This window comes from Spongiibacter thalassae (assembly GCF_012272835.1).
GTDB lineage: Bacteria > Pseudomonadota > Gammaproteobacteria > Pseudomonadales > Spongiibacteraceae > Spongiibacter > Spongiibacter thalassae.
Window position 1 is genome coordinate 272272 of sequence record NZ_JAAWWK010000001.1, and the last position, 12882, is coordinate 285153.

The 12882-nt window shown below is 55.7% G+C and carries 8 protein-coding genes; 5 read left to right on the top strand and 3 right to left on the bottom strand.

Features of this window, described 5'->3' with window-relative positions; all coding sequences use genetic code 11:
* The first annotated feature begins 19 nt into the window (after window positions 1-19).
* From HCU74_RS01110 to HCU74_RS01120, 3 genes are all read left to right on the top strand, one after another.
* Window positions 20-1489, top strand: coding sequence for a phosphotransferase family protein (locus HCU74_RS01110; RefSeq protein ID WP_168448552.1), 1470 nt, complete (start codon window positions 20-22; stop codon window positions 1487-1489).
* An 80-nt stretch (window positions 1490-1569) separates the two neighbouring features.
* A complete protein-coding gene (locus HCU74_RS01115; RefSeq protein ID WP_168448553.1) occupies window positions 1570-2550 on the top strand; it encodes a DUF7065 domain-containing protein in 981 nt (326 codons plus the stop codon).
* 124 nt (window positions 2551-2674) lie between these two features.
* Window positions 2675-3322 carry a TetR/AcrR family transcriptional regulator gene (locus HCU74_RS01120; RefSeq protein WP_168448554.1) on the top strand — a complete coding sequence of 216 codons (648 nt, stop codon included), beginning with the start codon at window positions 2675-2677 and terminating at the stop codon, window positions 3320-3322.
* An 82-nt stretch (window positions 3323-3404) separates the two neighbouring features.
* Here HCU74_RS01120 and HCU74_RS01125 read toward each other — a convergent pair whose 3' ends face one another.
* Both HCU74_RS01125 and HCU74_RS01130 read right to left on the bottom strand, forming a co-directional pair.
* Entirely contained in the window at window positions 3405-4871 is a 1467-nt protein-coding gene (locus HCU74_RS01125; protein WP_168448555.1) for an aldehyde dehydrogenase family protein, read from the bottom strand.
* A gap of 207 nt (window positions 4872-5078) precedes the next feature.
* Window positions 5079-7226, bottom strand: coding sequence for a 3-hydroxyacyl-CoA dehydrogenase NAD-binding domain-containing protein (locus tag HCU74_RS01130; RefSeq protein WP_168448556.1), 2148 nt, complete (start codon window positions 7224-7226; stop codon window positions 5079-5081).
* 279 nt (window positions 7227-7505) lie between these two features.
* Between HCU74_RS01130 and HCU74_RS01135 the strand changes: the two genes are divergently transcribed.
* Window positions 7506-9818: a TonB-dependent receptor gene (locus tag HCU74_RS01135; RefSeq protein ID WP_168448557.1), complete on the top strand. Its 2313-nt coding sequence runs from the start codon at window positions 7506-7508 to the stop codon at window positions 9816-9818.
* A 51-nt stretch (window positions 9819-9869) separates the two neighbouring features.
* Window positions 9870-12188 (top strand): TonB-dependent receptor, encoded by a 2319-nt coding sequence (locus HCU74_RS01140; RefSeq protein WP_168448558.1) that lies wholly within the window; start codon window positions 9870-9872, stop codon window positions 12186-12188.
* Between the two features lie 52 nt (window positions 12189-12240).
* Here HCU74_RS01140 and HCU74_RS01145 read toward each other — a convergent pair whose 3' ends face one another.
* Window positions 12241-12843 (bottom strand): TetR/AcrR family transcriptional regulator, encoded by a 603-nt coding sequence (locus HCU74_RS01145; protein WP_168448559.1) that lies wholly within the window; start codon window positions 12841-12843, stop codon window positions 12241-12243.
* Window positions 12844-12882 lie beyond the last annotated feature (39 nt).

Sequence of the window (12882 nt, forward strand, 5' to 3'; positions counted from 1 at the left end):
AATTTAAGGGGGAGTCACCATGAAAATAAACAGCAGCGATAACTATCTTCGCCTCGCTTTGCGAGCCATTGACGAAGTGCTAATGCCTGAAGTCTCGTCGTCAGCGGCGAAATCGACCATTGAAATTTTAAAAACCACACTGAAGGAACTACGCAAACGGGAGGCGGGTGCTTCGGAGGTATTGCGCGAGGTGATTGGCAACGGCCAGGCGCTGTACACCGAGGTCAAGCACGCATTGGGTGAGCAGGCTGAGCCTGTCGTAGAAGATCTGTCGTCGCTGTCGTGGGCAGCGCTGACAGAAGTCTACGAAAATTTGGTGCGGCAGCTGAGTGGTGTGGCGGAAAAACTTGAGGTTGCTGAACCGGGTAATAAGGCGCCTTTGCTGCGAAAAATCGCCGAATGGGAATTGAGCTACTACGAGAAAATGGCTGGAGTCACTGTGGTCGACTCAGCGAACGCTGATCTCGCCACGGCGCAGGAAGGCCAGGTAAGCCTGGACAAAGCCTTGCTGGAATCGTTTTTAAACAGTGCCAACCTCGAGCCACAGTCGTCGGTACAACTTGACACCTTTCAGGCATTGCCAGGGGGATTTGGCAAACAGACCTATATGTGTGCCTACACTGGCGAGGGTGACCGTCGCCGCGAGCTGGTCGTGCGTAAAATGGACCCCCAGCCAATTATGCGTCACGGCGCCTGCAGTCTTGAAAGGGAATACGCCCTGTTGCGTGCGTTACCCGAAGACTATCCAGCACCAAAGCCCTTCGCCTACGCGGAAAACTGGCGCAATGTCGACGGTGACTTTTATGTGATGGAACGCAGTCTCGGTGACGTGCCCGGTGCATTTCTTCACGGTATGAGTGGCGAGGTTCCCGAAGCAGTATTCCTCGATCTTGCCACTTATCTTGGCAGGCTGCACAGCCTGCCAGTGTCGGATTTTGCCACCTATGCGAGGGAGTGCGAGACATCGGGTGTTCTCGACGGCGATACCCGCCATGCCTACCTTCGAAATATGGCGGGCTGGGATGCCTACATACAAAATGAAGAGCATCTGCCCTCGCCCTATCTGCACTGGTTGATCCACTGGTTGGCTAACAATATTCCTGCGGATGAGCGTCCACCGGTACTGGTACACGGCGATTTCAATATTCATAACGTGCTGGTTCACGAGGGACGTATTTCCTGCATTCTCGACTGGGAGTGCGCGGGCTTTGGCGCCGCTGAGCAGGACCTTGCCTATATCCGCCCCCACATCAGTCAGCACATCGACTGGCAGCGCTTTCTCGACCACTACCTTGAGCATGGCGGTCGCGAGCCTCGTGAAGACATGATGCGCTATGGCATGGCATATGCGGCCTTACGCACCAATCTGGCAGGCAATAAAGCTACGCTGAATTTGCAAACCGGGCGCAATCAGGATCTGCGCTACGCGATGGTAGAGCTGGGCTTTACACCGTCGTTTATGCAGTTGGCGTTGGGCAATACCGATTGATTCGACAGTGTTATGCCTAAGCCTAAGTCCTTGCCGATATTCAGCCAGACAATGACTACCCACAATTATGGAGAATAACGATGAAAGTAAGCGGAGCAGCAGATTTGCCGGTATTACCAGACAACGTCAATTACTGGCAGGAGCCGGTAAAGGAGCATAACTGGCAGGACAGCGTCGTGCTGACCTGGTGGGATGCGCAAAACAAAATCGGCGGGTTCCACCGCATTGGGCACGAACCCAATTACAAGGATGGACCGAAAATTGCGCTGTGGTCGCATATTACCGCCCCGGAGGGCGATTATAAAAACGTTGTGTATCTGGATTTACGTGAAGAAGACCGGCTTGCCAACGGCGGCTTCGGTGCCGGTGAGACCTGCAAATATGAGTTTATTGATGGCCAGCACGTCTGGACAATCAACGACGCACAGGTCAATGCGGTGATTCGTCACGACGATTTTCACGCCAATGTTGAATGCTACCCGAAGGACAGTAATGTGTCCGAGGATTTCGCCAATGTTCACACGGATATTCCCGGTAAGGTTAGCGGCGAGCTCACTGTTGCGGGCAAGCAATATAACATTGCGGGCCTGAGCTTTCGCGACCGTGGCTGGGGAGTACGGGAGTGGGACTACCTGTTGGCTCACCGTTGGGTAGCGGGCACCCTTGGTCCGGATTTCAGTTTTCTGGCGCTATCGTTCTATGCCGCTGACGAAACCCTGGCCAGCTTTGGTTGGGTGGTGCGAGGTGACACGGTAACCTTTGCCAAAGCGGTCGATATTGTCACCTATACCGAAATTGACGGTATGGTGAATCGCGGCGGTCATGTGCGCTTTGAGTTGACCACAGGGGAGGTCTTCGATATCGAGTGCCAGCGTGCGGCGGATATTGCCTTTACCTCATACCATCATGATATTTGCTGCGTCGATGTGCTGTGCGAAGCGCGGTGTGGCGACCAAGTGGGTTTCTGCGACTTTGAGTCCACCGCCAATATTCAGGCAGGCAAGCGCCAGCCTACGCGGCTGGTGAATTCGCCGGTGGAAAATGGTTTCCATCCGCGTTGAGCCCAGGTTCATTGGCGTCAGTGGGCTGCGGTCACGCGGCCCTCATCCCGTGGGTTTTACCTGGTTGCCGCGAGGGTTATAGTGGCTGTACATCGACATCATAATAAACAGGCAGGCATTCTCAATGGCCCGAGGAAAAGCTCCCGATGATAAACACACTGAGACGCTCGTTACAGCAAAGCGTCTCCCCAAGGCGCCAGCGATCGATATCGACCATGTACTTCAGGTGGCGGCAGATCTGTTCGCTGAACATGGCTTCGATGGCTTAAGTACGCGGGAAATCGCCAAAGCCTGCGGCTGTAGATTGCCGTCGATTTATTATCACTTCGGCAACAAGGAAACCCTCTACCGCGAAGCATTTTCCAATAAGCTGGAAGACACCATCGACGAGATTCAGCGGCAGGTGGATGATAGCGCCTCACCCGAGGAGAAAGTGCGGCAAATGGTGGCAGCTTTTTTCTCGCTGTTCACCCAGGATCGCACCTTGCTGCTGCTGGTTCAGCGGGACATCGCTGAAGTGTCGCTGCCCAATCGACAGTTTCTGTGTCGCCAGCAGCACGTGTTTTTTCTGCGTTATATCCGCGATCTCGCCTCTGAGGCACTCGGCAGAACCGCTGACCCCAACACCGTGTTCATCATAAATGGCATGCTACTGGGCTACTGTGAGTTCTATAACCTGGTGCAGGAAGCCGGGGAAAAGCTCCCCGGCGAATCAAATGAAACCCGGTTGGCCTCCCTGCAGGAGGCAGTGCTGAAATTGCTGAGGGATTAACTCAGTTGGGGCGATCGATGGCCCGAAACAGCACCATCTTATTCGGGCGTTCTCTCCTCGAAAACGTACTCCTTCCCTGGCGTTACAGTTTGCCCATCACCCACTGCAATGGCTTGCGCAGCTTTTCCGCATTGGGAGGGAAGAAGATTTTGGCGGTAAAGAACTGGGTTTTTAGTACGGCCCGTTCGTGGGAAAAGGCGCTAATACCCCATTCGCCATGATAACTGCCAATGCCGGAGTTATTTACGCCGCCGAAAGGCAGGTTCTGGTTAAGAAAGTGGGCGGCGATATGGTTCACACAGGTGCCGCCGGCGCTGGTGTTTTGAATGATTTTTTCGGCGTTGCTGTCGTTGCGGCTCCAGATATACAGGGCGAGGGGTTTGGGTGCTCGGTTGATTTGGTCGATGACCTCATCCAGCTGATTAAAACCGATAATCGGCAGCAGCGGGCCAAAAATTTCCTCGCTCATAATGTCGGCATTGTCGGGAATGTCGCTGAGCAATGTGGGGCTAACAAAGCGATCTTCGCGATCTACGGCGCCGCCATAGACTACCTTGGCACCCAGGGCCTTGGCGTTTTCCAGCAGACCCACGACCCGGTCGGTGTGACGCTGATTAATGATCCTTGCAAGTTGGCTTTGCTGCGCCTGCAGGCCTTCGCCATACCATTCGCTAAGAGCGCGGCTGATGGCGCTGACAAACTGGTCCTTGATATCGTTTTGAACGTAGATGTGGTCGGGGGCGATACAGGTCTGCCCGTTGTTGATGTACTTGCCCCAGGCAATGGTTCTGGCGGCGAGTTCGAGGTCGGCACTGTTGTCGATAACGATGGGCGATTTGCCGCCCAGTTCCAGGGTCACGCTGCTCAGGTGGCGCGCGGCAGCGGCCATCACCAGTTTGCCAATGCCCGGTGCGCCAGTGAAAAACATGTGATCGAAGGGGAGGTCGAGCAGCGCCTTGGCGACACTGGCGTCGCCTTCAAAGATGGCGACCTCGTCTTCGTTGAAGCACTCGCGAATAATCGTGACCAGCACAGCGGAAAAGTGGGGAGCCATTTCCGAAGTTTTGATCATTACGGTATTGCCGCAGGCGATTGCCGGCACCAGGGGGCCAAGGGTCAGTGTTACCGGATAGTTCCACGGGGCGATGATCAGGCATCGACCGCGGGGTTCGTAGCGGGTCTCGGAGCGCGTGCCGAGCATCATCGCAGAGAGTGGCGCACGCTTGGGGCGCAGCCAGCGTTTGAGGTGTTTGCGATGGTCGGCGATTTCCATCAACACCGGCATCATCTCGGTAAATTCAGCCTCGGCACCGCTGCGACCGAAGTCCTGCTCGGCGGCGGCGACGATGTCCTCCCGGTGATTCAGTATCGATTGTTTCAATTTCTCCAGCTTACCCAGGCGCTCGTTCACGGTGGAGCGGCGCAGGCGCAGCGCGGTGCTTTGCTGAAGCTCAAAAATACGCTGGATATCACTGTGTAATTCCGGCGTTAGGGTTTCGGTTGCGGGTAGTGGGGCGAGTTGGTCAGGTGCGGATACCGTGCTTTCCATAGGGCTATTCGTTCTCATGGCGGGTGGGGCATCAATTTCAGTGGATATAAGTGTCAGTGGATAAACATCAGTGACTATAGTCGGCCAGCTGTCCGGCGCTGGCATCGTCGGTACAGACGAAACGGAGGTGGAGAAAAAGGCGCCATGACGGGCATGGCGCGAAGAAGGACTTGCCGCAGCGGAGCGCAGGGTGCACTCCGAGAGAGGTTACTGCTGGAGCCGTCCCTGATAGAAGGTCTTGCCCTGCTCGGCAAGCGCCTGTAAGCCGGCGTCGGCAGCATACAGGCCGCCGCAGTGCTGATATTTCTCGCAGAGAGCCAGCACCGTATCGAGTCCGAGGTGGTCGGCATACCACAGTGGCCCGCAGAAATGGGCGGGGAAACCGGTGCCGAGACGCATGCCCGTGTCAATATCCTGGGCAGAGGCGCAAATGCCTTCATTCAGGCAGCGGCTGGCTTCCAACACCATTGCCAGTAACATGCGTTGCTGGATGTCTTCATCGCTGAGCACGCTGGGGTTGGCAGCGCGAATCGAAGCGATGAGGGGCTCGACATCGGCGTCGTCACTGCGTCGTGGTTTGCCTTGGTCGTCGGCGTCATAGCGGTAAAAGCCCCGACCGTTTTTCTGGCCGAAGCGTTCGGCAGTTGCCAGTGTGGCGATGGCGGTGGGGTAGTCTGCAGCCATCACCTCGGGGTAGGCCTCGCCGAGAATACGCATGGCCTTGTCGAGGGTGTCCAACCCCGCAACGTCGAGGAGGTAGGCGGGACCCATCGGCCAGCCCCATTGGGTCATCAGGCTGTCGATTCTGCGAAAATCTGCGCCGTCGCGAACCAGCAGGTTAAACGCGGCAAAGTAGGCGCCGAGAATACGGTTGATCAAAAAGCCTGAGCAATCCTTCACCAGCAACGGGGTTTTGCCCATTTGCAAGGCGTAGGCGATGGTTTTGGCCACCGCGGTATCGCTGCTCTGGGGACCCTTGACCACTTCGACCAGGGGCATCATATGCACCGGATTGAAAAAGTGCATACCCACGAGGTTCTCCGGGCGCGACAGCCCTTTGGCGATATCGGCGATACACAGCGACGAGGTATTCGACGCCAGGACCGTGTCGGCCCGACAATGCTGCTCGGTTTCCGCCAGTACGGCCTGCTTGATGTCCAGCTTTTCGACCACAGCCTCGGCAACAATGTCGAGGCTGTCGAAGCCACTGAAATCCAGCTGGCCGTGAATCGACCCAAGAATGGCGTCGGCCTGCTCTTGGCTGATTCGTTGTTGTTTCACCTGTTTGCCGAGAAGCTTTTTGGCCTCTTTAACGCCGATGTCGATGGCCTGATCGGCGATGTCCTTCATCAACACCGGGGTGCCGCGCAGGGCGGTGGTGTAGGCAATGCCGCCGCCCATAATACCCGCTCCCAGTACTCCGGCTTGGGCAATCTTTTCCCGATTGGCGTGGGCCTTGTTCGCCTTTTTCAGGCTTTGCTGAGCCTGAAAGACGGCGACCAGCGCTTTGGCGGTGGAGGACTGTGCCAGCTGGGCAAAGCTTTTTGCTTCGGCTTTAAGGGCCTCATCGCGTCCGAGGGCTGCGCTGTCGGCCAGCAGCTCGGTAATCACCGCCGCGGCGGGATAGTGTTCCGCACGGGGCGCGTATCGGGCGCGGGTGGCATCCAGAGCATCGTTGTCGATGGTAACGGCCCCCCGGCGTCGTTCGCGGCGTTGTTGCCAGTCGAGGGTGCCGTCGATCAGTTGTTGCAGTAGTGCCAGCGCTTCGTCGCGCAGTGAGGCATCGTCGGCGGTGGCGTCGACCATGCCCGCGCTCAGTGCCTTGTCACCGCTGTAATTGCGTCCGCTGGTCAGCCACTCCAGCGCGGTAGCAAAGCCCGCCAGCCGGGTTGACTTCACCGTGCCTCCAACACCGGGCAATACCCCTAGCTCCACTTCGGGGAAGCCCAGCAGTGCGTTGTGGGTGGCGACCCGGTAATCACTGCACAGGGCGACTTCCAATCCGCCGCCGAGGGCAAAGCCGTTGATAGCACATACGATCGGAAAGGGCAGGTCTTCCAGTTCACAAAGCACCCTGGCGGTGGTTTCACAGAAGGCGATCTGTCCGGACTCCGGTGTGTTCAGCAGAGATTCCAGCTCGCTGATATTGGCCCCCGCCAAAAAGCCGGCCTTGGCACTGGACAGCAGCAAACCGCTGAAATCACCTTGGCGCAGGGGTTCAAGGGCGCTGGACAGTTCCTCGCGAAAGGCGTCGCCAAGGGTGTTGACGGGTTCGCTCTGATTGTCCAGAACCAGGTTGGCAATGCCGTTCTCCAGGGCGTCTACCCGGAGAAAATGGCCAGAGAAAATCGTCATTGTGCTACCTCGTTTGGTGAATGGGGGGCGCGACGCCCCGGCGTGGTCGGGGTTGTCGGTCTATAGCGGCAGTGTAGTGAGGAGGCTGTGGATACCCCTCGTCGATTCCGACGAAAAGTGTATAAATGGCGAAAGCGTGGTCGAGTTTCTGTCGAGGTGGCTCTGCGCTGGCGTTCAGACGATTCCCTGGGAGGTTTTACAAAATCGTCGGATCCGACGATATATCAGTTTGTGATTGGCGAGAATATAGCGATCGTTATATATGCGATGGAGGTCGCTTTGGGTAAATGGAATAAAATGCGGCCCTGCGCGATGTTACTGCTTGCTGGTGGTGCACCGGCGCTATCCGCCGCGCCAGTGCTCGAGGAGGTGCTGGTGACCGCGCAAAAACGTTCTGAATCGGTGAATGATGTGCCGATCACCATTACCGCCCTGGCAGGTGAAAAATTTGCCGAGTTGGGGCTTACCGATACCCGTGATCTGGGTAAGGTGACGCCGGGATTTACCTTCTCGAAAAGCGGTGTAGGTACGCCGGTGTACACCCTTCGCGGTGTGGGCTTCAACGATCAGAGCTTCTTCGCGTCGCCGACGGTCAGTGTCTATGTAGACGAGGCGCCGCTGCCGTTTTCGTTTATGAGTAAGGGGCCAAATCTGGATGTGGAGCGGGTTGAGGTGCTTAAAGGCCCCCAAGGAACCCTGTTCGGTAGAAATACCACCGGTGGGGCAATTAACTATATCAGCAACAAACCCGGCGATGAGTTTTCGGCTCGCTTGCACGCGGACTACAGTCGCTATCAGCGTGTGGACGTCGAAGGCATGGTCACAGGCCCGATCACCGCGGAGCTGAACGGGCGTCTTGCCGTGCGTGCGATTCATGCGGCAGAGGGTTGGCAGCAGAGTGTCTCTCGCCCCCGGGATCGACTGGGGCAAGTCAATAAACTAGCTTTGCGCGGCATTGCTGACTGGCAGGCCAGTGAGCAATGGCAGTTTCGCGTGACCGCCTCGGGCTGGATCGATAAAAGCGATCCGCAATCGCCGCAGGCTATAGCGATCATTCCCCAGAATCCCTTCACCGGGGGCGCGGTGATGTCGCCCAGAGTCGAAAATGCCCAATTGATCGATCAGGATACCGACGACAATAGTGAAGCGGACTGGACAACGGAGCTGGATCTGAAATTGAACGACAGCTTCTTCAATCTGGTGCTTCATGCAAATTGGTACGTGTCTGAGGATGCGGAGCTGGTTGCGATTACGTCCCTTGCCCAGGCTGAGTCAGATCAGTCGGTGATTCCCGCCGGACTGGACGCCCTGGTCAGTGACTACGAGATTGACGCGAACCTGCGCACGGTGTCCCAGGAGCTGCGATTTGCCGTGGCCGATGGCCAGGGTGTTGATTGGATGGTCGGGGGGAATATCTCCTTTGACGAGGGCGATCAGCACAACCACGCCTATGACCGCGATGTGAGTTCGGCATTCCCCGTGGGCGGGCAGGTTGCGGCCTTTACCGATGTCGGAGTGGCCGGTGAGAGTGAGGCGCGGCAGATGTCCCTGTTCTCCAATATCGACTGGTTTATATCGCAGAGCTTCAAACTGACAGTCGGTGCCCGCTATAACGACGAGGTCACCGAGTTCCAGGGCTGTTCCTTTGATGAACCCGAAAGCGAAGGCTCTGGTCTTGGGCCATTGTTCAGCGTTGTCGCGTTGAGCAGAGGGAATGTGGTTGCCATTGAAAAGGGCGAGTGCTTCACCCTTGACGAGTCTGGGAGCACCGATATTTATCAAGGGAAGCTGGAGGAATCCAATCTGTCCGGGCGTGTCACCCTGAACTGGACGCCGACCGACGATCTGCTGGCGTATGTGTCCTTCGCTCGGGGTACCAAATCCGGTGGCTTTCCGGTGCTGCCGGCTTCTGATCAATCGCAGTACGAGCCGGTCACGCAGGAAATACTGGTGGCCTGGGAATTGGGGATAAAGGCGACCTTGTTTGGCGGGTCTACCCAGCTTAATGGCGCTGCGTTTGACTATGACTATAAAGACAAACAATTGTTGACACGAGTGGACGATCCCTTCTTCGGCCCCTTGCCGATACTCCGTAACGCCCCCGCGTCGTATGTGCGTGGCGCGGAGCTAAGCCTGAATACCACACCGCTGGAGGGCCTGTTGTTCAGTCTGGCGGCCAGCTGGATAGAAACCGAAATCGAGGAGTTTGAAAGCCTTGATATTAATGGCGAGCCGCGAGACTTTGCGGGGCGGCCGTTTAACTATTCGCCTAAGCTGCAATACAACCTCGGGGTGGACTACGAGACACCGTTGAACGATTCGCTGTACATCGGTGCGGCGGCGAATTACAGCTATCGGGATGACAGCAACGCCACTCTTGAGGGGAACCCGCTTTACGCGATGGATGCCTACGGCCTGCTGGACATGCGGCTAAAACTTGGCAGCAATGACGGGGTGTGGAAGGCGGCCCTGTGGGGGCGAAATATCACCAATGAATTCCAGGCGATCAATGTTTACCAGATTGCTGATATCGTCGGGCGCTATACCGGAATGCCAGTGACTTATGGGTTAAGTGCGACCTACCAGTGGTAACAGGGCCGTTGGCCGCGAAAAATAATCGAAAAATGACTTGAGGTGGTTTGAATGAGGGGCGGATACAAGGGAGTTGGTGTGGTGGGCGTCACCGCGGGAATGGTGCTGGCCGGAGGGGTAATGGCGGCGCCGGTGATCGAGGAGGTGATGGTTACGGCCCAGAAGCGTTCCCAGTCGATAAATGATGTGCCTATTTCGATCAGTGCCTTTAGCGGCAGCAAACTGGATGACCTTGGCGTGGTCGATACTCGAGACCTCGGCAATTTTATTCCCGGCTTCACCTATTCCGACAGTGGCTACGCCACACCGATTTACACCCTGCGCGGGGTCGGTTTTAACGACGCCACCTACAATGCCTCGTCAACGGTGGGCTTGTACGTCGATGAGGTTAATTTGCCTTATGCGGTAATGTCGAAGGGGGCCAGCCTGGATCTTGAGCGGGTTGAGGTATTGAAGGGGCCGCAGGGTATTTTGTACGGGCGCAACACCACCGGTGGCCTGATTAACTATATTGCCAATAAACCCGGAGAAGCCTTCGAAGCGGAAATTTCCGGGGGCTATGGTCGTTTCGACACCAGAGAGCTGGAGGGCTTTGTCAGTGCCCCGCTAAGCGATACCGTGGGTGTTCGTGTGGCGATGCGAGGGATTTACACGGGGGAGGGCTACCAGTACAGCCTCACTCGTCCCGATGATCGCCTCGGCAAAAAAGATAAGCTGTCCTATCGTTTGGGAATGGACTGGCTGCCTGAGGATACGTTTTCCCTGCGGGTGGTCTACGAGGGCTGGCGGGATAAGAGCGAACCCCAGGCCGCACAGCCGATCGGCGTGATTGCACAGAATGCCAGCGCCGGTGAAGCCGCGTTATCCCCGCGCATTCGTAATCACCCACTTGTGCCAGTCGATAGCGACGACAACCGGGTCGCGGACTGGTCGCCGGAATACGACTGGCAGCTCAATCAGGGCTTCGATCAGATTTCCTTCCGCTCCCGCTGGGACTTCAGTGACAGTGTCGCGCTGGTGTCGATACTGTCCTACGGCGAGGTGTATGACGATGGTACCTTGCTGCCCCAGTCGGGTTATTCCGAGCTTAACGCCGAGCAGGAATTGAACGCGGAAATTACCACCATTGCCCTGGAGTCACGCCTGGACGGGTTTATCGACGACGCCCAGGACTGGATGCTGGGCATTAATATCAGCCAGGATACGGGCTTTGAATCCCACAAACTGTTTGTCGACACCAATAGCGCGATATACCCGATAACGGGGGAAACGGCGCTGGGGAACCGTATTGATACCTTTGGCGATTTCGTCGCTGACCAGTATGCACTGTTTGGCAACTACAACTGGCAATTTACGCCAGCCTGGCAGCTAAGTGTGGGTGCGCGCTACACCCAGGATATTCGTGACTTTGAGGGCTGTTCCAAAGAGCCGGACGATTCCGAGGGCGCGGGCCTTACACCGGTATTTTCTGTCTTGGCGGTATCCCGTGGCGGCGAACCCATCAGTCAAGGGGAGTGTGTTACTGTCGATGACAACGGCGACAACTCTCCCTATCGCGGGACTCTGGATGAATCAAATGTTTCGGCGAGGGTGGTGCTGAACTGGACTCCAGTAGACGACACCTTGGTCTACGCCTCGGTGAGTCGAGGGTTTAAATCCGGGGGTTTTCCGGTGCTGAGCTCATCGGCAAAAAAGCAGTATGAGCCAGTGCGTCAGGAAGAATTACTCGCCTATGAAATTGGCACCAAGAACTCACTGTGGGAAAAGCGCATCCAGCTTAACGGTGCCATCTACTACTATGACTACAGCGACAAACAACTGCTGACTAGGCTGCTTGATCCGGTATTTGGACCACTGCCTGTGCTCAAAAATGCACCATCTTCGGAGGTGTACGGCGCTGAGATTGAGTTCAGTGTTGCGCCGACTGAGGGTTTGCTACTGGCTGTTAATGGCTCCTATATTCTCACCGAAATACTGGAATTCGAGAGCACCGGCTTTGACGGTGAACCGACAGATTTTGCTGGTAACCCCTTCAATTTCTCGCCGGAAAAAGAAGTGACCGTGCTTGCCGACTACAGCTTTCCCATAACGGATGGTCTGACCATGGCCGTGTCGGTGGATTACAGCTATTCCAGCGAGACCAACTCGACGCTTGATCAGGATCCACTGTTCAAACATGACGACTATGGTTTGTGGAATGCTCGGCTGCGTCTGGAGGAATTCTCAGGCAAGTGGGACGTGAGCGTGTATGGGCGCAATGTGACCAATGAATTCTCGACGGTGAGCATTATTCAGGCTGGGGACGGTGCTGCGCGCTATGCCGGAGCACCGCGCCAGTATGGAGTGTCGGCGCGCTATGCCTTTGATTGATGTGGAGAGGCAGTAGCTACCGACTTTCCATGCCATTGTTTTATTCGATAGCTCAATCATGACACCTAAAATACAGGTAGGCTATTTTGGCAGTTTCGTTGACAAAAACACTGCGCTCTATATCTGTCCTATTTTCAAGGATATATCGTCTGATGCTTTCTACAATTACATTTCGAATTAAAAAATAAACACAGCTCCTTAATGTCATTTCGTCCAGGTTCTTGTTTTGAGATCGAAGATAGATGTGGCTTGTTTCCTTTACTAAATTATCTACAGCGAGAGATCGAACGGAACTAACCACATCGGGAGCTTGTTCAACGAGGTCAATAAGAATCAATCTGTTTTCTTCATGTAGGCTGAGCATTAGTTCGACAAGCTGAGGTAATGAAATTTCAATCGGGATATCAACTCTGGATAGCAGTGCTCTTCGCATTTCGTTCGCGCAGCGGGAGGCTGTGGCCTCATAAGCTCGGAGGTAGACAGATTCCTTGTCAGCAAAGTATTTGTACACGGTGCCAGTGGAAACAAAGGCTGCTGAGGCAATCATTGTTGTTGAAATGTCGCAAAATTGATGCTCCCGAAGGAGGTCTGCAGAGGCGGAAAGAATCCTGTTTACCGTTTCGATCGACCTTTTCTGGACGGACGGAGATCTCATATTTCGCCTTCGTTTTTATGATTCACACCTTGGCGAAGT